Origin of the sequence: Streptomyces cinereospinus (assembly GCF_042430725.1) — a bacterium.
GTDB classification, from domain to species: domain Bacteria; phylum Actinomycetota; class Actinomycetes; order Streptomycetales; family Streptomycetaceae; genus Streptomyces; species Streptomyces cinereospinus.
In genome coordinates, this window is sequence record NZ_JBHMCY010000015.1 from 94474 (window position 1) to 119031 (window position 24558).

Consider the following 24558-nt stretch of genomic DNA (forward strand, 5'->3'; position numbering starts at 1 on the left):
TTGTCTGCCGTGTCGCAGGAGCCCGGCGTACTCCGCCGGGCCCCTGCGAACCTTCCGGTGCGCCCCGCTCAGGTCATCGAGACGACGACCTTGCGGGTGCCGGTGAACGCCTCCCGGCCGTGCAGGACGGAGAGGTTGTCGACGATCATCACGTCGCCCCGCTGCCAGGACTCGATCAGCTTGTGCTCGCGCTGCGCCGCGCGGACCTCGGCGAGGTCCTCGTCGGAGAGGGGGGTGCCGTCGGCGTACGTCACCCAGTGCGGCAGGTCGTCGACCGAGTCGGTCAGGGACAGGAGCAACTCCCCTTCGTCGTCGGGGAGGTTGGAGGGGTGCCACTGGTCGGCCTGGTTGAACCAGGTGTCGCGGCCGGTGCGCGGGTTCTTGCGGACGCCGGGGCGGTGCTGGGCGACCCGCAGGCCGCCGTCGGCCGCCCACGCGAAGTCGGCGCCCGACTCGGTAAGGAACTCCTCGACGACCGCCCGGTCGTCCGTCTCGAACGTGTCCTGCCAGGACTTGCCGAGCCCGGCCCCTCCGTGCAGGTACTGGCGGTAGACGACCCCGGCGGCGAACCGCTCCCGAAGCCCCGGGGAGAGCGCGCCGAGCAGGGCCTCGCCGTCGCAGACCGGGGTGGCGCCGCCGGTGTCGGGTGCGTCCAGACAGCAGAAGTACAGGCGGTCGGGCCAGCCACGGGCGTACGACAGCTCGTTGTGCAGGGTGATGTCGTAGCGCGCCGGGTACTCGGTGGAGGTGAAGACGCCGTCGGAGAGCGTCTTGCGGGGGGTGTTGCCGCCGCGGTAGCTCTCGATGAGGGCCCCGCCGAAGCCGCTGACGGCGGCGTGGAACGCGGTGACGTCGGGGATGCCGGCGCCGCGCAGCAGGACCACCCCGTACGAGTCGAGCAGCTCCCGCGTCCGGCCGCGCGCCTCCTGCCAGCGTGCCTCGTCCCAGGCGTCGGCCGAGGTCTCGGTGTGAAGGATCGCGAGCGTGGTGCCGCCCGTGGTCCGTGTCTCGTGCCGCATCTCAGCGAACCTCCTCGACGGCTGGCTCCGCGCGCAGTGCGACGGGCAGGCCGCTGTAGCCCTGGATGAAGTTGGAGTAGAGGCGCTGCGGGGGGCCGAGCAGTGTGACCTCGGCGACCATGGCGCGCAGCGCCTCCACCATGGCGGTCACATGGACCCGGCCCAGGAAGGCGCCGAGGCAGAAGTGCGGTCCGTGGCCGAAGACCACGTGCTTGTTGGGGGTGCGGCCGACGTCGAAGGTGTGCGGGTCGGTGAAGACGTCCTCGTCGAAGTTGGCGGAGGCGTTCCACAGGGTGACCACGTCGCCGGCCCGGATGATCCGGTCCCCGAGTTCCACATCGACCAGGGCACGGCGGCCGAAGTGCATGGCGGGCGTCGTCCAGCGCAGGATCTCCTCCGTGGCCGACTCCGAGGTGACCTCGCCGCTCTTGAGGCGACGCCACTGGTCGACGTTGTCGGCCAGCGCGATGAGCCCGCCGGTGATCGACATCCGGGTCGACTCGTCGCCGCCGAGGATGAGGCTGTAACTGTTGAGGACGATCTCGTCGTCGGACAGCGGTCTGCCGTCGATGGTGGCGGTGGCCAGGGTGCTGAGGACGTCGTCGCCCGGCTTCGCCCGGCGCTCGGCCGCCAGTTCGGAGATGTAGAGCAGGATCTCGTTGCGTGCCAGGAGCGATTCGAACTCGCTCTCCTCCGAGCTGTGCCGCGACAACGTCCGGGTGTTCCACTCGACCAGCCGCGGGCGGTCGGCGGCCGGGATGTCGAGGAGGTCGCCCATGGTGTGCATCGGGATGTGGTCGACGACGTCCGCGACGAAGTCGGTCCGGTCCGACGCGACGGCGGCGCCGAGCAGTTCCCGTGTGTGCCGGTGCACGCCGTCCACGACGGGCGCGAGGACGCGCGGCGAGAACGACTTGAGCATCAGGTTGCGGATCTCGCGGTGGCGCACCCCGTCGGTGACGGCGAGCATCTTGCCGGCGGCCGAGTCCTCGCCCTGGAGCAGCGTGGTGAGGACGGTCCCCTTCTCGGAGGTGAACCGCTTGTTGTCGCGGTAGACGGCGACCGCGTCCGCGTACCGGGAGATCACCCAGAACCCGGGGCTGGCCGGGCCCGCCGGGTGCCAGTGCACCGGGCTCTCGGTGCGGAACCTGCGCCACATGGCGTGCTGGTCGACGTCGAGGAAGGTCTGCGGGTCGGTGAGGTCCAGCGAGGCGGGATCGGGTGCCGCCTCGAGTTCTGTGACAGGCATGGTGGGTGTTCCTAACGGCTTCGGGACTCAGGGCTTTCGGAATCGGCGCAGGCTGAGGGCGAGACAGGCAGCGAACAGCACGCTCAGGGTCACTGCGACCACGATCAGCGGGTGCCGGCCGACGAAGCCGGGACTCGTGGTGGCGGGGTTGCCCCACAGGTCGCGGCAGGCGGCGATGACGGCGCTGACCGGGTTCCACTCGGCGATCGGGCGGACCGCGCCCGGCATGGACTGCGGGGAGAGGAAGGCGCTGGACAGGAAGGGCAGCACGACGACGATGAACGGCGCGACGACGCTGATCGTCTCGACGCTGCGCAGGGTCACGGCGAGCAGCACGCCGAGCCACAGCATCACGTACGTGAAGACCGCGACCAGGGCGAACCCGGCGAGCGTGGGCAGCAACCCGGTGTGCGAGCGCCAGCCGAGCAGCAGCCCGGCGCCCGTGGTGACGGCGAGCGCGGCCAGGGCGACCAGGAAATCCGCGCCGGTGTGCCCCAGCGGCACGGCGGACCGGCTGATCGGCAGCGACCGGAACCGGTCGATGATGCCGCCCTGCAGGTCCATCGCCATCGACACGGCGGTCGGTCCCACGCAGGCGAGCCCCACCTGGACGGCCCCGCCGGCGAAGACGTACTCGACGTAGCTTCCGCCGGCGGGCAGCGTGATGGCGTCCCGGAACAGGTAGCCGAGCAGCACCATCGACACGAGCGGGTTGAGCACCACGCCGATGGCCCGGCCGGGCCCCCGGCGCAGCCGCCTGAGCCTGCGTCCCAGTACGGCGAGCACCTCGGTCCCGAAGGTCCGAGCTCCGCCCGGCCGGACCCCGTCGAGGAGGGGATGCTCGACGGGGGCCCGGCCGGGGGTGGGCGCCGCGGGGGGCGGCGCCTGGGGGAGGGTGGTCGTCATGACGGCTTCCGTTCGTCCGGGATGGGGTCCGTCGGCCAGTGCGGTGCGCGAGAGGACGGGGTGTCGTGCGTGCCCCGTGCCGCGCCGAGGCCCGGCGTCAGGAGGACGCCCTTCCAGCCGGCCCGGCGGGCGGCCGCCCACAGGCGACGCCGGCGCACCGCCCGGGCCCGGGAGGTCGTCGACGTCACCGCCGGCTCCTGTCCGACTCCGCGTGCAGCCGTTCCAGTTGCGCCGCGACCGCACGGCCTATCTCGCCCAGCGGGCCGGGGCTGAGCATGTCGTCGTGGGCGCAGTCGATGTGGTGCGCGGTCACGGTGCCGGCGGTGTGCGGGGCCCAGAGGCGTTCCTTGTCCGTCTCCTCGCCCCACGGGGAACGGTCGGCCAGGAACAGGTGCATGTCGCCGTCGTAACCGCGCGGCCGGTAGCGGGTATTGAGAATTTGGTGGCGGGCCATCAGGTCCACCATGCGGGCCATCCGCCGCTCCCCCATCCGGGCGAGCGCGCTGCCGTCGCGGCGCAGGGCGTCGACGATGTCCGCCGGGGTGAGCTCCCGGTCGCCGAACTCGTCGCGGCTGTGCCCGATGCCCTCCAGCAGCCAGGCCAGGCTGCCCTGCTCGTCCCGCTCGTCGACGGCACCGGTCCGCGGGTAGGCGTCCAGGTTGGCCAGCAGGCCCACCTGTTGTCCGGCGGCCCGCAACTGCACCGCGATCTCGTACGCGAGCAGTCCGCCGAACGACCAGCCGAGCAGGTGGTACGGCCCCTCGGGCCGCACCTGGCGGATGAGGTCGACGTACGCGGCGGCGTTCGCCTCGATGCTGTCGGGCAGCGGTGCGTCACCGACGACGCTGGGCGACTGGACTCCGTAGACCGGGTGGTCCGGCCCGATGTAGCGGGCCAGCGGCAGGTACGAGAGGGCGAAGCCGACACCGCTGTGCAGGCAGAAGACGGGCGGGCGCCCACCGCTGGGACGGATGCACAGCATCGGTGCGAACGTGTCCGCGTGGTCGAGGCTCTCGGTCTCCTCGATGGCCTCGGCCATGGCGCGGGTGCTGTCCCTGGCGGCGGGGGCCGTCTCGGGTTCCGGTTCGGGGCGCAGCGCCGTGGCGAGCGCGGCCACGCTCTGGTGGGTGAACACGTCGGCGATGCTGAGCTCGATGCCGGCCTTGCGGGCCCGGGCCACCAGGCGCAGCGACTTCATGCTGTCCATGGACCGGGTCTCGAAGAAGTTCTCCGCCGGGGCCACGGAGTCGGCCCCGACCACCTCGGCGACGATCTCGCAGAGCCTGGCCACGAGCGGGTCGACCGGGTCGGCGACCGGCCGCGGCGGCGCCGGACGCACCGAGGCGTCGGCGTCCCGGGTCACCTTCCGGCCCGTCCGCCACATCCGTGCTCCGGCCCCGCCCCACGGGTCGGGAACGAACCGCGCGGCAGTGGCGCCGGCCCGGCCCGCGTAGGACCGGGCGACGGCCGCCCCCGCGAGATACAGCTCGCCCTCCGGGGCCGGACGCAGCGTCTCGTCCAGTACATAGCCGTGGGCCGGCCAGCGGGTCGTGTCCGCCGGGACGGTCTCCGGTGCCGCCCATGCGGCGGGCGGGCGCTCCCGGGCGGCGACGCCGGTCCCGGCGAGCAGCGCCCCGAAGAGCCCGGCCCGGTCGGGCCGTCCCTCGTCGAGCGCCGCGACCACCCGGGCGGCGGCCGTGCGGTGCTCCACCACCGTGCCCGCCGCACCGCCGCGGATCACGTACGCGGCCTGTTCGGGCCGTGGCGTGGCGGCGGTCACGGGCCGGTGGTAGTCGTCGGCCGTGCCGCGCAGCCCCGCGACGTCGAGGACGAGCACCGGCACTCCGGTCGTCCGCAGCCGTCCCGCCAGGCCCGCCGTCGTCAGGACGCACACCGGGTCGACGTCCGCGAACAGGGCCCGGATCCCGTCCCCGGGTTCGTCGGCGGCGAGCGGCACGTACGCCGCCCCCGCCTTGAGGACCGCGAGCGCCCCGAGAGCCTGGTCGGCCGCGCGCGGCACGGCGAGCGCCACGGTGCGCTCGGGGCCGGCCCCGGCCGCGGCCAGGGTGCGCGCCAACGCGTCGGCACCCCGGTCGAGTTCGGCGTACGTCAGCGCCTGGGCCCCGCTGCCGGTGGCGACGGCGCCGGGTTCCTCGGCGACCAGCCCGGCGAACAGGTCGAGCAGGGTCACCTCGGGCAGCTCCCGTACGATCGCGTCGAAGTCCTGGGCCTTCCGGGTTTCTGGGACCTCCTGAATCTCCTGGGCCTCCTGGACCGCAGCCGCCGGCTCGTCCGCGCCGACGATCTCCAGGTCCCCGATCCGTACGTCCGGGTCGGCCACCGCGTCCCGCAGTACCCGCGTGAACTGCCGCACCAGGCTCTCGGCCGTCTCCCTCGTGAACAGGTCCCTGCTGAAGGTGAGCAGTCCCTGCATGCCGTCCTTGTCGTGCCACGGCACCAGTTCGACGACGAGGTCGAGCTTGGCCTGCCGGGACGGAACGTACTCGGGACGAGCGGTCAGGTGGGGCAGGCCGAGGTCGCGTACGCCGTCGTACTGCACGGTCAGCGACACCTGGAACAGCGGGTGCCGGTTCAGTGCGCGGGCCGGCCGCAGCGCGTCGACGACCTGGTCGAACGGCACGTCCTGGTGGGAGAAGGCCGCGAGGTCGGTCTCCCGGAGCCGGTCGAGCAGTTCACGGAACGTCGGGTCGCCGCTGGTGTCGCCGCGCAGCACCAGCGTGTTGAGGAACATGCCGACGACGTCCGAGAGCGCGTCGTCCGTGCGGCCCGCCACCGAGACGCCCACCGGGATGTCGGTGCCCGCGCCGCGCCGGGTCAGCAGCGCCGACAGCGCCGCTTGGCAGACGATGAACTCGGTCGTACCGGTGGCACGCGCCAACTCGACCATGGCGAAACGCAGTTCGGCGTCGATGTCGAACAGCACCACATCGCCCTCCCGCGAACCCCGCGCCGGGCGGGGGAAGTCGGCGGGCAGCGGTGTCTCGTCGGGCAGGCCGGCGAGTGCGTCGCGCCAGTAGTCGAGCTGTTCGGCGGCGAGGCTGTCCGGGTCGTCGTCGCCGCCGAGCAGCTCGCGCTGCCAGACGGCGAAGTCCGCGTACTGGACGGGCAACGGCTCCCAGCGAGGGGCACGGCCCGTGCTCCTGGCCCGGTAGGCCGCGGCGAAGTCGCCGAGGAACGGGCCCATGGACCAGCCGTCGAACGCGATGTGGTGGATCACGAACAGCAGCACGCACTCGTCCTGTCCCACCGGGAAGAGCCGGACGCGCAGCGGGGTCTCCTCGGTGAGGTCGAAACCGCGGTCGGCCTCGGCGGCCACCGCCGCGGTCACCTCCTCGGCCGGCACCGACACCACCTTGACGGCGGGCGCGCCCGTGGCGGCGTCGAGGACGCGCAGCGACGGTGTGCCGTCGGTGTCCGGCATGACGGTGCGCAGCACCTCGTGCCGCTCGGCGATGTCGCGCAGCGCGGCCGGCAGGGCGTCCGTGTCGAGCTGCCCGGTGAGCCGGAAGGCGAGGACCGAGTTGTACGAGCCGTCCGCCGCGCCCTCGCGGCGGTTGAGGAACCACTGCCGCTGCTGGGTGAAGGAGAGCGGCCGCTCGGTCCCCGCGGGCGCGGGGGCCAGCGGCGACCTGGCCCGGTCCGCCTGCTCCACCCGGGCGGCGAGCGCGGCGGCGGTACGGGCCTCGAAGAGCGCGCGGATGGGTAGTTCGGCACCGAGGACGCCGCGGACCCGGCTGACCAGGCGGGTGGCGAGCAGCGAGTGCCCGCCGATCTCGAAGAAGTCCTCGTCGGCGTAGACCTGGTCGCGACCGAGGATGTCGGCGAACAGGCCGCACAGGATCTCCTCGACGGGCGTGCGCGGGGAGCGCCCCGGTGCACCGGCTCCGAGGTCGGGGTCGGGCAGGGCGGCGCGGTCCAGCTTTCCGTTGGTGGTCAGCGGGAGCGAGTCCAGGGCGACGACGGCGGACGGCACCATGTAGTCGGGCAGTTCCTGGGCGAGGCGCTCGCGCAGCACGCCGGTGTCCGCGCCGGCCCCGGCTCCGGAGGCGACCACGTACGCCACCAGGCGCCGCTCCCCCGACGCGTCCTCGCGCATCACCACGGCGGCCTGCTCGACCGCCGGCATGGCCGTCAGCGCGGCGGAGATCTCACCGAGTTCGATGCGGATGCCACGCAGCTGCACCTGGTCGTCGGCGCGGTCCAGATAGTCGAGCTCGCCGTCGGGCAGCCAGCGCACCAGGTCGCCGGTGCGGTACATGCGGCTGCCGGACGGTCCGTACGGGTCGGCCAGGAACCGCTGGGCGGTCAGCCCCGGCCTGCCGAGATAGCCGCGGGCCAGTCCCCCGCCGACGTACAGCTCGCCGACGCAGCCGACCGGTACGGGCCGCAGCGCGCGGTCCAGGACGTACACGCGGTGGGCGCTGGTCGGGCGGCCGATCGGCGGGCGGCCGCGGCCGGGGACGAGGGGGCCGCTGACGGTGCAGCCGACGACGGCCTCGGTGGGACCGTACCCGTTGAACATCCGCACGGAGCCCGCCCAGCGGTCGACGACCTGAGGGGGAACGGCCTCGCCCGTCACCACCATGCGCAGGCCCGCGGGGAGCGTGCTGCCCTCCGGGAGCGCGCCGACGACGACGGGCGGCAGGGCCACCAGGTTGATACGGGCGTCGTTGATCAGGTCGACCAGCGGACGGCCCGGGGTGCGGTGCTCCTCGTCGGCGATCACGAGGGTCCCGCCGTTGAGCAGCGCCAGCATGATGCCGAAGACGGACGCGTCGAAGCTGAAGGACGCGAACTGCAGGACGCGCGCGTCGTGGTCGAGGTCGAATCGCTCGCTGAGGCTGTCGACCATCGCCATCAGCCCGGCGTGCGGCACGGCCACGCCCTTGGGGCGGCCCGTGGAGCCGGAGGTGTAGATCATGTACGCGGTGTGCCGCGGGTGCAGCTTCTCGTTCCGGTCCGCGTGGGTGAGGTCGGCGCCGGAGAGCTGGTCCAGTTCCCCCGCGGTGTCGGGCGCGTCCAGGATCAGGGGGACGTCGGCGCGGCCCGGCAGCCGCGGCAGCCCCGCCGGGCGGGCGGCGGTCGCGGTGTCGGTGAGCAGCACCGCGGGACGCGCGTCGTCGAGGAGATAGCCGACGCGGTCGGCCGGGTAGTCGACGTCGACGGGCAGGAACACGGCGCCCGCCTTCAGCGCGGCCAGCGCTGCCACCACCAGCTCCGGGGAGCGCGGCAGCATGACGGCGACCGGTTGTTCGGGGCGCACCCCCCGGGCGACGAGGAGCCGGGCGATCCGGTTGGCGCGGCTGTTCAGCTCGGTGTAGTCGAGGACGCGGGCACCGAGGCTGACCGCGGGCTTGTCCGGGAACCACGCGGCCCACCGCTCGAAGGTGTCGGTGGCGAGCAGACCGGGCTCGGGCCGCGCGGCCTCGGCCCCCGCCCAGTCCGCGGTGAGCCGGTGGCGCTCGTTCTCGTCGAGGGTGTCGAGGCGGCCGAGCGGGGCGCCCGGGGCGGCCGCGAGACGCTCAAGGACGCGGAGGAAGCGGCGTACGAAGCCGTCCGTCCGCTCCTCGGTGAACAGGTCGGGCCGGTACTGGGCCTCCACCCGCAGCCGGCCGTCCGGGCCCGGGAAGACACCGATCGCCAGGGGGTACTCGGCGGCAACGCGGGCCTTCCAGCCGAGCATGGTCAGTCCGGGGATGTGCTCGCCGATGCGGTCGAGGGCGCCCGTCGGATAGTTGTGGAAGCTGACGACGGTGTCGAACAGCTCGCCGGTGCGAGCGCACTGCTGCACCTCGGCGAGGCCCAGGTGGTGGTGGGGTTCGAGGCCGAGCTGGCGGTCCTGGAGGTCGGCGAGCATCGCCTCGAAGGGCTGCGCGGCGTCGAGCCGGGCGCGGACCGGGAGGGTGTGCAGGAACGCGCCCACCATCCGCTCCGCGTCCGGGAGTTCGGCCGGCCGGCCAGAGACGACGGCACCGAAGGTGACGTCCTGTCGTCCGGTGAGCGCGCCCAGGACGACGGCCCAGGCGCCCTGCACCACGGTGTTCATGGTGAGGCCGCGGTCGTGTGCCCAGGGGGTGAGCGCGGCGGTGACCTCGGCGGGCACGTCGGCCACGAGGGTCTCGGGCAGAACGGAGACGCGGTCGCGGTCGGCGGGGCCGAGCCGGGTCGCGCCGTCCACCTCGGCGAACTCGGCGCGCCAGGCCTCGCGGGCGGCGTCCTTGTCCTGGGCCGCCGACCACTCCAGGTGACGCTGGGCGGGGGCGACCCGGGCGAGGGCGGTGGTGTCGGCGCCGTTGGACCACAGCGTGACCAGTTCCTCGGCGAGCACGGCGGACAGGGACCAGCCGTCCACCAGCATGTGGTGCGTGGTCCACACGACACGGTGCCGGTTCTCGGCGATCCGGTGGACGGTGAACCGGGTCAGCGGGCCGCGGGTGACGTCGAAGCGGCACAGCCACTCCTCGTCGGTGCGGCGGGCCACCTCGGCGTCCACGTCGGCCGCAGCGACGCCGGTCAGGTCGACCTCCGTCCACGGCAGTTCGACGTGGTCGGGGATCAGCTGGAGGGGGTCGCCGGTCCCGCGTTCGCGGAACATGGCGCGCAGAGCCGGGTTGCGGTCCAGGAGCGTGACGGCGGCGGCCCGCAGCGCGGTGCTGTCCATGGGGCCGCCGATGTCCATGACGACCTGGAGGGTGTACGCGTCCATGCCCTGCCGGTCGAACTCGGCCTGGAAGAGCAGTCCGCGCTGCAGCGGTGAGAGCGGCAGGATGTCGGTGACCCCGCGCAGTTCGCTCTCGTACGCGTCGATCTCCCGCTGTTCGACCTGGACGAGCGGGAATTCGGACGGAATGCGCCCTGTGGTACCCGGCTGGTCCGCGTGCGTGGCGAGGGCCTTGAGGGCACGGAACCAGGTCTCGGCGAGATCGCGCACGTCGGCCTCGTCGAGCAGGGCGGAGGCCCAGGTCCAGTCGGCGACCAGGACGGGGCCCCCGGGGCGGTCCTCGGTGACGGCGACCACGTCGAGGGGCTGGCGCAGCGGCGTGCCCGGGGCCTCGGTCCGGCCGGCGGCGCCGGCCTGCATGGACCAGTCACCACCGCCCGTGGTGAACCGGCCCAGGTAGTTGAAGCCGAGCTGCGGGACGGGGGTACGGGCGAGAGCGGCGGCGGTCTGCGGGTTGAGGTGGCGCAGCAGACCGTGGCCGATGCCGTGGTCGGGCAGGGCGCGCAGGGCGGTCTTGACCCGCTTGAGCGCGGCGGCGAGTGCGGTGCCGCCCTGCCACACGTCGGCCCCGTCGAGTTCGCCGACGTCGAGGCCGACGGGGAACACGCTGGTGAACCAGCCGACCGTACGGGACACGTCCAGGTCCCCCGCGATCTGCTCGCGGCCGTGTCCCTCCAGCTCGATCAGGGTCCGGGTGGCGGATCCGGTGCGGCGGGCCCGCTCGGCGAGTGCGAGGGCGAGGCCGGTCAGGAGCACCTCGTTGATCTCGGCGTGGAAGGCGGCGGGCACCTGGGTGAGCAGGGCCGCCGTGTGCTCGGCCGGCAGCTCGATCCGCAGTCGGCCGGCGCTGCCGTGCACCTCCCGGGCCGGGTCGAGCGGCTGCTCGGTGAGCAGGGCCGACACGCCGCCCGACTGCTCGCTCCACAGGGGCAGTTCGGCCATCCGCTCCGCGGTCCGGGCCTCCTCGGACAGGGCCTTCGCCCAGCGCCGGTAGGAGGTCGGCACGGGGTCGAGCCGAGGCTCGCGGCCCGCGGAGACGGCCTCCCAGGCGGCCTGGAGGTCGGGCAGCAGGATCCGCCAGGACACGCCGTCGACGGCGAGGTGGTGGACGACGAGGAGCAGGGTGCGGGTGTCTTCCTCCGTCAGCAGCACCGCCTGCGCGACGAGGCCGTCCTCGGGGCGCAGACGCGCACGGGCCGCGGTGAGTTCCTCGGCGAGGCGTGCGGTGCGGTCGGCGCCCGCCGGGACCGTGACGGCGGTGAGCACGTCGGCCGCGGTGACGGCTCCCCGGGGCTGTGTGGTCAGGGACCACAGGCCTGGTACCGGGGTGGTGAGGCGCAGGCGCAGCGTGTCGTGGCGGTCCAGGACCGCCTGCAGTGCGCGCTCCAGTCGCGGGGCGTCGACGTCGGCGGGCACGGTCACGGTGACGTACTGCGCGAATTCCCGCGCCTCGGCCGGAAGACGCTCGGCCGGGAGGCGGCCGCCCGGCAGCTGGGACAGGAGTTCACGCAACTGCTTGGCGACGGGCAGGAGTTCGACCGTCCCTATGCCGTCCTCCGCGGCCGCGGGCGCCGTCTGCTCGGCGTGGCCCGCCACGGCGGCGATGGCCGCCGGGGTGCGGTGCCGGAAGACGTCGCGGGCCGTGACGACCAGGCCCTTCTTGCGCGCCCCGCTGACCACCTGGAGAGAGCTGATGCTGTCGCCGCCGAGGGCGAAGAAGCTGTCCTGCGGGCCGACTTCGGGCAGTCCGAGCACCTCGGCCAGGACCTGGCACAGGACGCGCTCGTCGTCGGTGCGCGGGGCGCGGCCCCGCGCGGGAGCCCCGAGGTCGGGGGCCGGCAGGGACTTGCGGTCGACCTTCCCGTGCGCGGTCAGCGGCAGCTCGTCCAGGACGACCACAACGGCCGGCACCAGGGCGCCGGGCAGCCGCTGTGCCAGCAGGGCGCGGGCGACGGCGGGGTCCTGGCGTGCGCCGTCCCCGACGACGTACCCGACGAGCCGCTGCTGTCCGGCCGGGTCGGTGACGGCGGCGGCCACCGCGTCGGCGACGCCGGGCAGTTCGCGCAGCGCCGTCTCGACCTCGCCGAGCTCGATGCGCTGGCCGCGGATCTTGACCTGGTGGTCGGTGCGGCCCACGAAGGCGAGCTGTCCGTCGGCGCGCAGGACGACATGGTCGCCGGTGCGGTACATGCGGGAGCCGTCGGCGGCGAACGGGTCGGGCACGAACGTGGTCGCGGTGCGGCGGGGGTCGCCGAGGTAGCCGCGGCCCACTCCCCGTCCGGAGATGAACAGTTCGCCCTGCGCGCCGCGCGGCACCGGCCGCAGGTCGGCGCCGAGGACGTGGAGCCGGGTGTTGCGCAGCGGCCGGCCGATCGGCACGACGGGCGCGTCCAGGTCGCCGGCGGTGGCGACGTAGGCGTGGGTGACGTCGTCGGAGCACTCGGTGGGGCCGTAGAGGTTGGCGAGCGGGATGTCCGGGTAGCGGGCGAACCAGCGCCTGCACAGGTCGGCGGGGAGCGCCTCGCCGTTGGAGATCATCCAGCGCAGGGCGGGAAGCTCGGGCGCCGAGTCCGCCGCGTCCCACACGTCGAGAGTGGCGCGCAGCAACGACGGCACGACCTCGATGACGGTCAGCCCCTCGGCGCCGATGGCCGGGAACAGGGCGTCCGGGTCGGCGGCCTCACCGCGGCCGAAGGCGCGCACGCGGCCGCCGACGAGCAGCGTCGTCAGGGTCTGCCAGACGGTGACGTCGAAGGTGACGGGTGCGTTGTGGACGAGCGCGTCGGCGGGGGTGAGCCCGAACTCCTCGACCTTGGCGAGGAGATGGTTGACCATGCCGCCGCGCTGCACCATGGCGCCCTTGGGCTTGCCGGTGGAGCCGGAGGTGTAGATGACGTACGCGAGGTCGAGCGGGCCGCCGGTGACGGGGGCCAGCGCGTCGCCGGGGTCGGTGCGGGCGTCCAGGACGTGCACGGGCAGTGGGCCGGCCAGGGAGCCCGCCGCCGCGCGCGCCAGATTGGCGTGCTCCTCCTGGGTGAGCAGGAAACCGGCGCCACTGTCGCGCAGCAGCGCGGTCAGCCGGGCCAGGGGCGCCCCGGGGTCCAGGGGCACGAAGGCGCGACCGGCGCCGAGGACGGCGAGTTCGGCGGTGACGAAGTCCCGGCCCGGCTCGGTGAGGATGGCCACCGGGCCCTGGCCGGTCAGGACGCGGGAGACGGCGGAGGCCCGGCCGGTCAGCTCGGCGTAGTCGATGCTGCCGTCGTCGTCGGTGACGGCCACCGCGTGCGGGCTTCGCCCGGCCTGCTCCCGGATGCGCTCCACGACCCCCAGGTAGGGCGTCTCTCGGACGGGCCCGGTGAGCGTGGCGGTGAGGTCGGCGCGCTCGTCGGCGGTGAGCAGGTCGATACCGCCGAGCGGGGCGTCGGGCGCGGCCCGGAGAAAGGCGCCCAGGAAGGCGGTGAACCGGTCCAGGTGGGTGCGGATCTCGGCGTGGTCGTAGCGCGCGGTGTTGCCGCTGAGGTCGACGCTCAGCCCCGCGTCGCCCTTGTCGGCGACGGTGAACTCCAGGTCGTCGACGAGTCCCGTGGAGGGGCTGTAGATGGTGGCCTCGCACGGGCCGATGGCCAGCTTCTCGACCTGCGGCATCATGTTGAGGAACGGGCCGAACGGCCGCCGGTCGTCGCTGGGGAGCCCCATGGCCCTGCGGATTTTGCTGACCCGGTGCCGCTGGTGTCTGAGCCCCTGCGAGAACACCTTGTACGTCGCCGCGATCAGCTCGGCGCGCGTGCTGCCGGCGGATACGGCCAGGCGCAGCGGCAGGCTGTTGACGACCATGCCGGGGACGCGCTGCATCGTGCCCCCGACGCGCGCCGTCACCGGCAGGGCGAGGAGGACGTCCTCGGTGGCGGTGGTGCGCGCGGTGTAGGCGCCGAGCGCGGCGGCGAACGTGGTCTGCCAGGTCACCCGGGACTCCCAGGCGACCGTGCGCAGCAGTTCGGCCGTCCGCTCGGGCAGCACCGCGCCCTCCTGGTGGAAGGACGGGGCGGGCTGGGCGTCCCGCGTGGCCAGGCTGACCAGCTCGGGGCCGTCGCCCACCTGCTCCTGCCAGTACGCCGCGTCCCGCTCGCCCTTCGGCGAGGCTGCGTACGCCGCCTCGGCGTCGACCAGTTCCGCGAGCGCCGGCATACGGCCCTCGTCGAGCGGGGTGCCGTCGAGCAAGGCGGCGTAGATCTCGGAGAGCCGCTGGAAGTAGATGACGTAACTGAACCCGTCGGAGACGAGGTGGTGGTTGAGGAGGCAGAAGAAGGTGCGCTCCGGGCCGAGCACGAACACGCTCAGCCGGAACAGCGGGACGTGCCCTTCGGTACCGCCCGCCTCCTCGTCGAGCGGGAAGGGCACGGCCAGGTCCTCGCGGATCGCCTGCCGCGCGGCCGCCGCGGGGTCGGGCGCGGTGCGCACGTCGGTGACGGTCAGCGGCAGCGTGTCCAGCGGTTCGACGAACTGGCGCGGCTCACCGCCCTGTTCGTCGAACCGGGTGCGCAGGCACTGCGACTCGTCGACGAGCCGTGCGAGCGCGGTGCGGAAAAGGTCCAGATCCAGCGGCCCGCGGATGTCCCAGTAGATGGCGGTGTTGTAGGTCGCGCCCCCGCCGGAGAGTTTCGCGTCGAACCAGATGTCCTTCTGGCCAGCGGTGAGCGGCAGGCCGACCGTCTGAACAGGTGTCATGGCAATCCCCTAGGTGAAAGGTGGTGCGGGTGGGGGCGCGGGCGGTCAGCCGCAGCCGCCCGCGTGCCCGTCGTCGGTGGCCGTGCCGAGGCCGACCGCGGTGAGCTCGCGCGGGACCGCGGGGGCCGGCTCCTTCTGGGAGCGCAGGTGCTCCGCGAACGCGTCGAGCCGGTCGATGCCCCAGAAGCGGCTGTAACCGTGCACGAAGAACGGCACGCCGAACACACCGTCCGTGCAGACGTCCAGGAGGGTGCGGATGCCCTCGGCGCGCAGCTCGGGCTGGTCGGCGGCGCGGGACAGGCGCAGTGGGTCGATGCCCAGCTCCCAGCCGATGTCCTCGATGGTCTGCCGGTCGCAGATGTCGCGGCCCTGGCCGAACCTGGCCCGGTACACCGCGTCGATGTAGTCGTGGCCGCGGCCCTGGGCGCGGGCGACGAGATAGCCCAGGTGCGGGACCTCCCACACCGGGTCGCGGTCGACCGGCCAGACGACCTCGATCCCCAGGGACTTGGTGATGCGGCCGACGTCCTGGAGCACGTAGCGGTTCTTCTCGCGGGACATCTCCGAATACGGGAACCGGCCGCCCTGTTCCTCCATGAGCCGGGCGCTGAGCGGGTCGGGCTCGAAGAAGGGCACCCACTCGAGGCGCTCCGCGAGGTCCCGGTGCTCGGCCATCACCTTGCGGTAGGCGAGCCACGAGTAGGGGCTGCGCAGGGAGAAGTAGAACCGCGGTGTCTTGTTCTTGGGCATGGTGGCGCCCCCTTCCGGTCAGACGACGAGACCGCCGTCGATGCCGAATACCTGTCCTGTGATGTACGAGGCGCGGTCGGACGCGAGGAACGCCACCAGGTCGGCGACCTCCTCGGGGCGGCCGAGGCGGCCGAGCGGGATCCGCGCGGTCATCTTCTCGACGTGCTCGTCGGCGAGGCCGGAGAGCATGTCGGTGTCGATGAAACCGGGCGCGACCGCGTTGGCACGGATGCCGTAGCGGCCCGACTCCTTGGCGAGCGCCTTGGTGAAGCCGATGATCCCGGCCTTGGTGGCCGAGTAGTTGGTCTGGGTGGCGTTCCCGTACACGCCGGCCACCGACGACAGGGTGATCACGGAACCGGCCTTGCGCTTCATCATCGCGAAGACCGCGGCCTTGCACAGGTTGTAGGTGCCGTCCAGGTTGACCCGCACGACCGCGTCCCAGTCGGCCTTCGCAAGGAGCACCAGCGGGTTGTCGCGCACGATGCCCGCGCAGGACACCACGGTGTGCAGCGGGCCGAGTTCGCCCTCGGCGGCCTTGACGAAGTCGCGTACGGCGTCGTGGTTGGCCACGTCCGTGCGCGCGGTGTACACACGGGCGCCCGCCGCGGCGGCCTCCTCGGTGACGGCCTCGGCGGCCTCCTTGTCGGACTGGAAGCATAAGGCCACGTCGTAGCCGTCGCGGGCGAGCCGGGTCACCACATGGCGGCCGATGCCTCGCGAGCCGCCGCTGACGAGGGCGACGGGTCGATCGCTTGCGGACATGCTTGTCTCCTGAAGGTTCTGAGGCAGGGCTGAGCCGACTCGCGGCCGGGTGTGAGCGCGGTTCAGCCGCCGGTGGCCACGGCGCAGCCGACCTGGCCGTCCCGCTCGACGCCGGTCACCAGAGCCGCTTCGCCGGGGCCGAGGCCCTGCTCGCCGGCCGTGGCGAGGACTGCGGCCAGCTGGAGCGCGGTGGCCGCGGCGGAGGTGTCCCCGACACGTTCACGCATCCGTATCCACTCGGGGTGGGCACCGGGCAGGGCGTCGATGACCGCCTGCTCCTCCTCGGCGGCGAGCTTCCCGCCGCCCCCGAGCGGGGCCACGAACCGTAGGTCCCCCGCTTCCACACCGGCCGTGTCCAGGGCGCTGCGGACGCATGCGGTGAGCGCCTCGCGGGGGCCGTCGGTCCCCTGGTAGGCGCGGAAGCGGGCGGTTCCGACGTGGGCCAGGGCGGTGCGGCCCGCTGCCGCGGCGTCCTCGGCGGGCTCGACCAGGAACACGGCGGCGCCCTCACCGAGCGGGGTCTCCCGCTCCTCGTCGGCCCGCCCGTGCCACTCCAGCCAGGCGCGCTGGGTGGAGAACTCCTCGGCCGCCCCGCAGAGCACGCGCGCGCAGTGGCCGCCCCGGTGCAGCCGCAGGGCGTAGTTGAGGGCGAGCAGACCCGTCAGCGAACCGCCCGCCACCGTGGTGTTGGGTCCCTTGATGCGGTGCCAGATGGCACTCTGTCCGGCCGCCCGATTCATCACGGTGTTCGGGAAGCGGGCGGGCTCCACGTGGTAGGGGCGCTCCCCGGAGAGGGAGTCCCTGGTGAAGTCCATGATGCTCTGGACGCTGCCGGAGCCGGTGCCGAGGACCAGGGCGGTCTGCTCGGGTCGGGCCGCGAGTTCCTCGGCGACGGCCTCGACGAGGCCGCCGACGGCGGTGACGGCGAGCGCGGTCACCCGGTCCATGGTCCGGGTGCCCTTCTTGCCGACGTACCGGGCGGCGGTGAAGTCCGGTACCAGGGCGGCCCGCTGGAAGGGAACCGCGAAGGTGTCGCGGTCGAGGGGGGCCACGGCGTCGCGCCCCTCGGCGAGCCCCTCCCGCAGCGGGGCGTTGCCCACGCCGTACGGGGAGATCGCCGACCAGGCGGAGATGACGAGGGACGACCTCACGCTGCCTCCTTGACGGGGTCCGTGCGGTTCACGCGGCCGAGGATCAGCACCGCGTTGTTGCCCGCGAAGGCGAGCGCGTTGTTCTGCACGACGTCCAGGACGGCCGGGCGGGCCTCGTTCGGCACGCAGTCCAGTCCGCACTCGGGGTCCGTCTCGTGGTGGTTGACGGTCGGCGGGATGAAGTTCTCGGTGATGGCGAGGGCGCAGGCCGCCGCCGCCAGGGCGCTCGCCGCCCCCATGGAGTGGCCGATCATCGACTTGATGGAGACCGTGGGCGGCGGGGTGTCGAAGACCTGCCGGATCGCGCCGGCCTCCGTCACGTCGTTGGCCCGCGTCCCCGTGCCGTGTGCCGAGATGAAGTCGATGTCGTCCTGTGCCACGCCGGCGTTGCGGTGCGCGATCTCCATGCAGCGGGCGAGGCTGTCCTGGTCGGGCGCCACGGGGTGGTGTGCGTCGCAGTTCAGTCCGTATCCCAGCACCTCGGCGTAGATCCGCGCCCCGCGCGCGAGGGCGGAGTCGAGGCTCTCCAGGAGGAGGACACCCGCCCCCTCGCCGGTGAGGATGCCCTTGCGGTCGATGTCGAAGGGCTGGCACACCTCGGGCGCGATGGTGCCCAGACGGTAGAAGCCGGTGAACGTCTTGCGGCAGACGGCGTCGGCGCCGCCGCACAGTGCGGCCTCCACCTCTCCGTGCCGGATGGCGTCGAAGCCGCTGCCGATCGCGTAGTTGCCCGCCGCGCAGGCGGTGGGGATGGTGAGGGCCTCGACATCGACCAGGCCGAGTTCCCGGACGATGCCGCTGGACAGCCGCCCGGCTTGCGCTCGGCGCGCCAGGCCGGGCGACAACCGCTCGGGGCCTTCCCTGAGTTGGGTGCCGACCAGGGTGTCGAGATCGCGCGACTCGGCGTCGGTGGTGCCGACCGAGACCAGCATCCTGCGCTCGCGCAGGTCCCGCGCGGTCAGGCCGGCGTCCGCGACGGCCATGTTGGCCGCCGCGACGGAGAACTGGGTGGCCCGGCCCAGCTCCTGTGGGTCGGCGTGGTGGATCCACTCCTCCGGCACGAAGTCGGTCACCTCGCATGCGTTGGCATGCGCGAAGCCGGTCGTGTCGAAGGCCGTGATGGGCTTGACTCCGCTGCGGCCGGACTTCAGTCCGTCCAGGAAGGCCGGGGCCCCGAGCCCGATGCTGGTGACCGTTCCGAGTCCGGTGATGACCACCCGGCGCGGTCGCTGCTCCTCGTCGTACACTTCGCGCTCCCGTCCTGTCGTCCGGCAGCGGCGCCTAGTTGGCCCGGGCGAGCTTGGCCGCGACGGCCTCGCCGACCACGGTCACGACGCCGTCCAGGTCGACCATCCGGGAGAGCTCGGCCTGGTCGATGTCGGTGCCGAAGGCCCGCTCCAGCTGGGAGAGGATCTCGATGGCGCCCATCGAGTCCGCCTCGTGGTCCTCCTTGAAGCGGCTGGTGTCGGTCATGTCCTCCGGTTCGATCTCCAGGATGTCGCAGATGATGTCCTTGATCCTGGCGCGGTCCTCGGCGTTGAGCTCATTCGTTGTTGTCATGCCAACGATGCTGGCGGACCGCGCTGATCCCACACTGACGAGTCACTGACCACACACTGACAGGCCCTGGCCTAAGATCTTGGGCCCACGTTCCGTGCGGGGGACTACGGGAGGAACGGCTGGATCTCGGGAAGCTCGGCACGATGCTCGACCAGCCATTCCCAGTAGCCGGGCACCGTGCGCGCGTACTCGCAGTAGTAGTCGCGGACCGCGTGCACGAGACGGCGCAGCGTCTCCTCGGTGACCGCGCCGCGGCGCCACACCAGGAGCATCTCGACGAGCTCGGTGTCGGGAAACGGGTCCAGTCGTACGTCGGCGGTGGCACCGGAGGGCGTGGCCAGGGCCGCGGCTCCGCTGTCGTGCACCCACGTCATCGCCTCGCGCTGGGTGCTGACCTGGTGCAGCACCGTGGCGAGACCGGCACCCCCGAGCCGGCCGAGCAGCCGGTCCTCGACGCTGTGCAGCCAGTGGTGCCGCGAGTAGCGCACCCAGGCCCGCCCGACCCGCTCGCCGTCCGCGGGCAGTGCCAGCCAGACGGGCTCCCGTACGACGACCGCGCTGCCGAGGGCGGGATCGGCCAGGTCCACGGCATGGCCGGACAGCAGGGCGAGGCCCGGCACCAGGGCCACGGAGAGCGCGCCGCGGCGCACGCCCGCCACCGCGGCGGCGGGTGAGAGGGTCTCGGTCTCCACGGTGGTGCCGGGCAGCACGCTCTGCAGGGCGGCGCCGAGGGCGGGCGGGGTCCACTCGGTGTTGCCCAGGCGCAGCCGGCCGGCGGTGGCACAGCTCGCCTGGGCGATGACCTCGTCGGCACGCCGTACGAGATCTCCGAGCAACGGGATCAGCCGCTCCCCCAGAGGGGTCGGCACGACACCGGTTCGGGACCGCACGAACAGATCGCCGCCGACGGCCCTTTCGATGCGCTTGAGCTGGGCGGTGAGGCTCGGCTGGGGCAGATTGAGTTCGCTCGCGCCCCGGGAAATACTCCCGGCCTCACTTATGGTGACGACAATCCGCGCGTGCCTTATTTCGATGTCCATGAGCCGCCGCCTCACGTCCCGGAGCGGACATACAGAGATTCCACTGTCTGCCCACGTTAACCGCGACCCGAAGAAACACGCAGACACCTTTCGCCGTTCTTCAGCATTTCGTCAACGGTGCCTCAGCGATGCTTCAGCGGTGGGCGAGAACCTGACGTGGTTCACCGAGTCTGGGGTCCTGTTCCAGAATCGCCTGATAGGCGTGGTGCAGTGCGCGGCCCGGTTCGATTCCCATGTCGTCCGCGAGCCTGCGGCGCGCGCGATGAAACACGTCGAGAGCTTCGGCCTGCCGCCCCGCGTGGTAGAGCGCCAGCATCAACAACTCACTCAGCCGCTCCCGTTCGGGATGTTCGGCGGCCGTCTGGCGCAGTTCCGGCAGTGAGATCCGGTGCGGGTCCACCGCCAGCCGCGCGGTGATCAGATCCTCGCACGCGGTGATCCGCTGCTCCTCCAGATCGGCTGCCGCGATCCGGACCCGCAGTCCGTCATGGGCGTCGCTCAGGGCGGGGCCGTGCCACAGGGACAGGGCCTCTTCCAGCGCGACGGCAGCCAGGGCGGGGTCGTCGGCCACCAGGTCGGCACCGCTGCGTGCCTGTTCACGGAAGCGGTGGGCGTCCACCGAGCCGGCGGGGACGTCGAGCCGGTAGCCACCGCCCACGGTGCGGATCAGCTCGTCCCCGCGCAGGCCCGTGAGCGACTCCAGGTGTTTGCGCAGCCGGCCGACACTGGCCTGCAGCGCGTTGCGCGCGTTGGTAAGGGTGCGGCCCGCCCACAGCTCGTCCTCGAGCTGGTCCGCCAGAATCGTGCGGCCGGGCGAGAGCGCGAGCAGGGCGAAGATCGCCGTCAGTCGCTTCGACACCACGGCGTGATGTCGGGTGCCGTACCGCACAGAAACAGAACCGAGAACCTGTATGTCCACTGGGAACGCCCCCGTATTCGTCGGTTGGAGGGCCCAAATATCGCCCGTGTCCACCGGTCGGGGGAAATACCATTCGCGCCACCGACAAGCACCCGGATGGTATGACCACAGCGGGAACAGGCTCGCCGATTACGCGCACGTGCCCGGCACCCCTTGCTGCGGGTGCGGCACATCGGCATAATGCCGAACCTCACTGACGGTTCGCTGACGCCGATGGATCCCGGCCACCGGACCGGTTCAACCAGCGTGTTTCATCGCCCGCTTAACGACCTGTTGGGCTCCGTGGCCGGTTTCTAGGCTCCTCCCGTGTACGGGAAGTCGGTCAGCGAACAGGAGTCACCTGATGCTCAACAGACTTGTGATTGTCGGCGGCGGAACAGCGGGATGGATGACGGCCTCGTACTTCAAGGCCGCGTTCGGGGACCGGATCGACATCACGCTGGTGGAGTCCGGCAACGTCGGCGCGGTCGGTGTCGGCGAGGCGACCTTCAGCGACATCCGGCACTTCTTCGAGTTCCTCGGGCTCAAGGAGAAGGACTGGATGCCGGCGTGCAACGCGACGTACAAGCTCGCCGTCCGGTTCGAGAACTGGCGTGAGAAGGGCCACTCCTTCTACCACCCCTTCGAGCAGATGCGATCGGTCAACGGCTTCCCGCTGACCGACTGGTGGCTGCGCGAGGGCCCCACGGACCGGTTCGACCGGGACTGCTTCGTGATGCCCTCCATCATCGACGCCGGGCTCAGCCCCCGGAACCTGGACGGCACGCTGATCGACCAGCCCTTCGTCGAGGGCGCGGACGAGATGCAGGGCCTGACGATGTCCGAGCACCAGGGCAAGACGCAGTTCCCCTACGCCTACCAATTCGAGGCGGCCCTGCTCGCCAAGTACCTCACGAAGTACTCGGTGGAGCGCGGCGTCACGCACATCACGGACGACGTCCAGAAGGTCAACCTCGACGAGCGCGGCTGGATCTCCGGTGTCACCACGGCCGAACACGGTGACATCACGGGCGACCTGTTCGTCGACTGCACCGGGTTCCGCGCACTGCTCATGAACAAGGCCCTCGAGGTTCCGTTCGTCTCCTACGCGGACACCCTGCCCAACGACAGCGCGGTCGCCCTCCAGGTCCCGCAGGACATGAAGGCCCGCGGCATCCTGCCGTGCACCACCGCCACCGCCCAGGACGCCGGCTGGATCTGGACGATCCCGCTCATGGGCCGCATCGGCACCGGCTACGTGTACGCCAAGGACTACCTGTCCCCCGAAGAGGCCGAGCGCACTCTGCGCGAGTTCGTCGGCCCGGCCGCGGCGGACGCCGAGGCCAACCACATCCGCATGCGGATCGGCCGCAGCGAGAACTCCTGGGTCAACAACTGCGTCGCGATCGGCCTGTCCAGCGGCTTCGTCGAGCCCCTGGAGTCGACCGGCATCTTCTTCATCCACCACGCCATCGAGCAGCTCGCCAAGAACTTCCCCGACGATTCCTGGAACCCCGTCCAGCGCAAGCTGTACAACGACTCGATCGCCCACGTCATGGACGGCGTACGGGAGTTCCTCGTCCTGCACTACGTCGCCGCCAAGCGCGACGACACGCAGTACTGGCGCGACGCGAAGACCCGGCGCATACCGGACGGGCTGGCGGAGCGCATCGAGACGTGGAAGACCCAGCTCCCCGACACGGAGACGGTCTTCCCCTACTACCACGGCCTGCCGCCCTACTCGTACATGTGCATCCTGCTCGGCATGGGCGGAATCGAGCTGAAGCCCTCCCCGGCCCTCGCCCTGTCCGACCCGGGGCTGGCGCAGCGGGAGTTCGCGGCGATCCGCGACAAGACACGCCGCCTGACCGAGACGCTGCCGAAGGCGTACGACTACTTCGCCGCGCAGCACTGACCGGCTGAAGGGTGCTGCGCAATGGACTCCCTGCAACCGTTGGGCCACGCCGCGCACCTGACGGCGCTGCTCGCCGTGGTTCTGCTGCTCGCCCGCGCGGGCCGGAGCGCGGCGCGTCGGCTGCGCCAGCCCGAGGTGATCGGCGAGATCGTGGTGGGACTGCTCTCCGGGCCCATCGTGCTCCGTCTGCTCGGCCAGGACACGTTCGACGCGGTACTGCCCGGCTCCGCCCTGGAGGCGCTGAAGTACGTCGCCAAGGCCGGGCTCGTGCTGTTCCTCGTCGGACTGGCCCATGAACTGCGGGCCCGTTCCGGCGCCGAGCGGCGCGCCACCCTCTGGCTGGCGGCGGGATCGCTGGTCCCGCCGCTGTTCGCGGGCGCGCTGCTCGCCGGGTTCGTGCTGCTGGAGGACGACCCCGCGGTGCGCGGAGACGCCCCGATGCCCGCGTTCGTACTGATGGTCGCCGTCACGATGTCCATCACGGCCGTACCGGTGCTGGCCCGCATTCTCGCCGACCGCGGCATGAGCACCACGTCGGCCGGACGGCTCGCGCTGGCCGCCGCCGTCGCGATCGACTCGGTGGGCTGGCTGCTGTGCATGCTCGCGATCAGCCTGAACGCCGGAAGCGTGACGGGCTTCCTGCACTCCTTCCTCGGCCTCGGGTGCGGTGCGGCGGGTGCGCTCGCCGTGCGGTACGGGGTGCGGGTGCCGGCCGTGCGGCGGGCGTGCGAGCTTCGCCCGCGGACCGCCACCGTGGTGCTCGGCGCGGCGGCGCTCGCCGTGGCACTGACCGTGGAGCACTTCGGCATGACGGCGATCCTCGGCGCCGCCCTGGTGGGTCTCGCGATCCCGACGGGCGACCACACGTGGACCCCGGTCGTCGCCAACCTGACCCGGGCCGGGCGGGCGCTCGTACCCGCGTTCTTCGTCGTCACCGGGATCACCGTTCTCAACCAGGCCTTCACCCAGCTCTCCTGGGCACTGCTCGTGACGACCCTCGTGCTCGCCTGTGCGGGCAAGGGGATCGGCGGCTACCTCGGAGCGCGTCTGGGGGGTCAGCCACGCGGCGCGTCCCGCCGGATCGCGGTGCTGATGAACTCGCGCGGACTCACCGAACTGATCGTGCTCCAGGCCGGCTTCAGCGCGGGGATCCTCACCCCGGCCCTGGTGCTCGCGCTGACCCTGATGGCGGTTGTCACCACCGCCGCGACAGGTCCGCTGCTCGGCCTCCTCGACCGCGGCGCGCGCGGACCCGAGCCCGCTCGCACCCCCGAACCGGTCGCCGTGGCGGCAGAAGGCGGTACTCGATGACCCGGTCCACCGTCCGGACGACGACGGCCACCACCCCGCCGTCCGACGACTTCCGCACGATGATGGGCAGCTTCCCCACCGGGGTCGCGGTGATCACCGCGGAGGATCTCGACGGCACCCCGCGCGGCATGACCTGCTCGTCGGTGTGCAGCGTCGCCCTCGCCCCGCCGACCCTCCTGGTGTGCCTGCGGGACGGCAGCCCCACGCTCCAAGCCGTACTCGCCTCGGGCGAGTTCACCGTGAACCTGCTCCACGAGGACGCCCGGAGGACCGCCGAACTGTTCGCCTCGGGGGACCCCGAGCGGTTCCGGATCACGCACTGGGAGCGGACGGCCGACGCCGCCGGACCGCACCTGCCACGGCACGCGCACACGATCGCCGACTGCACCGTGTCCCTGACCCAGCGCATGGGCGACCACGTGACGGTCTTCGGAGGCGTGCGCCACATCAGCCGACCGAGCGGGCGGCCCCCGCTCCTGTACGGGCTGCGGCAGTTCGCCGCCTGGCCCACGACGACCCTCTGACCA

14 protein-coding genes are annotated in these 24558 nt (G+C 72.5%); 3 read left to right on the forward strand and 11 right to left on the reverse strand.

Annotated elements, in window-relative coordinates; genetic code table 11:
* Positions 1 to 68: 68 nt before the first annotated feature.
* The 11 genes from ACFF45_RS10695 to ACFF45_RS10745 all read right to left on the reverse strand — a co-directional run bounded on the left by ACFF45_RS10695 (position 69) and on the right by ACFF45_RS10745 (position 20826).
* Positions 69 to 1019, reverse strand: a complete 951-nt coding sequence (locus ACFF45_RS10695; protein WP_381345098.1) for a TauD/TfdA family dioxygenase — start codon at positions 1017 to 1019, stop codon at positions 69 to 71.
* Position 1020: 1 nt separating this feature from the next.
* Complete coding sequence (locus ACFF45_RS10700; RefSeq protein WP_381345101.1) at positions 1021 to 2268, reverse strand: cytochrome P450; 1248 nt, start codon at positions 2266 to 2268, stop codon at positions 1021 to 1023.
* A gap of 27 nt (positions 2269 to 2295) precedes the next feature.
* A complete protein-coding gene (locus ACFF45_RS10705) occupies positions 2296 to 3174 on the reverse strand; it encodes an ABC transporter permease (protein WP_381345104.1) in 879 nt (292 codons plus the stop codon).
* Between the two features lie 184 nt (positions 3175 to 3358).
* Positions 3359 to 14641, reverse strand: coding sequence for a non-ribosomal peptide synthetase (locus tag ACFF45_RS10710; RefSeq protein ID WP_381345107.1), 11283 nt, complete (start codon positions 14639 to 14641; stop codon positions 3359 to 3361).
* A gap of 45 nt (positions 14642 to 14686) precedes the next feature.
* Complete coding sequence (locus tag ACFF45_RS10715; RefSeq protein ID WP_381345110.1) at positions 14687 to 15391, reverse strand: 2-hydroxychromene-2-carboxylate isomerase; 705 nt, start codon at positions 15389 to 15391, stop codon at positions 14687 to 14689.
* Between the two features lie 18 nt (positions 15392 to 15409).
* A complete protein-coding gene (fabG, locus tag ACFF45_RS10720) occupies positions 15410 to 16156 on the reverse strand; it encodes a 3-oxoacyl-ACP reductase FabG (protein ID WP_381345113.1) in 747 nt (248 codons plus the stop codon).
* A gap of 62 nt (positions 16157 to 16218) precedes the next feature.
* The gene (locus ACFF45_RS10725) at positions 16219 to 17307 is read right to left on the reverse strand and encodes a beta-ketoacyl synthase N-terminal-like domain-containing protein (RefSeq protein WP_381345116.1); all 1089 of its coding nucleotides are present in this window, start codon (positions 17305 to 17307) and stop codon (positions 16219 to 16221) included.
* Entirely contained in the window at positions 17304 to 18554 is a 1251-nt protein-coding gene (locus ACFF45_RS10730; RefSeq protein ID WP_381345118.1) for a beta-ketoacyl-[acyl-carrier-protein] synthase family protein, read from the reverse strand. The genes ACFF45_RS10725 and ACFF45_RS10730 overlap by 4 nt, the downstream gene beginning before the upstream one ends.
* 34 nt (positions 18555 to 18588) lie before the next feature.
* On the reverse strand, positions 18589 to 18867 hold the full coding sequence (locus ACFF45_RS10735; protein ID WP_381345121.1) for an acyl carrier protein: 279 nt from the start codon (positions 18865 to 18867) through the stop codon (positions 18589 to 18591).
* 104 nt (positions 18868 to 18971) lie between these two features.
* Positions 18972 to 19907 (reverse strand): LysR family transcriptional regulator, encoded by a 936-nt coding sequence (locus tag ACFF45_RS10740; RefSeq protein WP_381345124.1) that lies wholly within the window; start codon positions 19905 to 19907, stop codon positions 18972 to 18974.
* Positions 19908 to 20040: 133 nt separating this feature from the next.
* Positions 20041 to 20826, reverse strand: coding sequence for an AfsR/SARP family transcriptional regulator (locus ACFF45_RS10745; RefSeq protein ID WP_381345127.1), 786 nt, complete (start codon positions 20824 to 20826; stop codon positions 20041 to 20043).
* A 343-nt stretch (positions 20827 to 21169) separates the two neighbouring features.
* On the opposite strand from ACFF45_RS10745, the gene ACFF45_RS10750 reads away from it, so the two are divergent.
* The 3 genes from ACFF45_RS10750 to ACFF45_RS10760 are packed head-to-tail and all read left to right on the forward strand — an operon-like array spanning position 21170 to position 24555.
* Positions 21170 to 22720 (forward strand): tryptophan halogenase family protein, encoded by a 1551-nt coding sequence (locus ACFF45_RS10750; protein ID WP_381345130.1) that lies wholly within the window; start codon positions 21170 to 21172, stop codon positions 22718 to 22720.
* A 21-nt stretch (positions 22721 to 22741) separates the two neighbouring features.
* Positions 22742 to 24031 (forward strand): cation:proton antiporter, encoded by a 1290-nt coding sequence (locus tag ACFF45_RS10755; protein ID WP_381345133.1) that lies wholly within the window; start codon positions 22742 to 22744, stop codon positions 24029 to 24031.
* A complete protein-coding gene (locus tag ACFF45_RS10760; protein WP_381345136.1) occupies positions 24028 to 24555 on the forward strand; it encodes a flavin reductase family protein in 528 nt (175 codons plus the stop codon). Before ACFF45_RS10755 ends, ACFF45_RS10760 begins: the two co-directional genes overlap by 4 nt.
* The last annotated feature ends 3 nt before the right edge of the window (positions 24556 to 24558 follow it).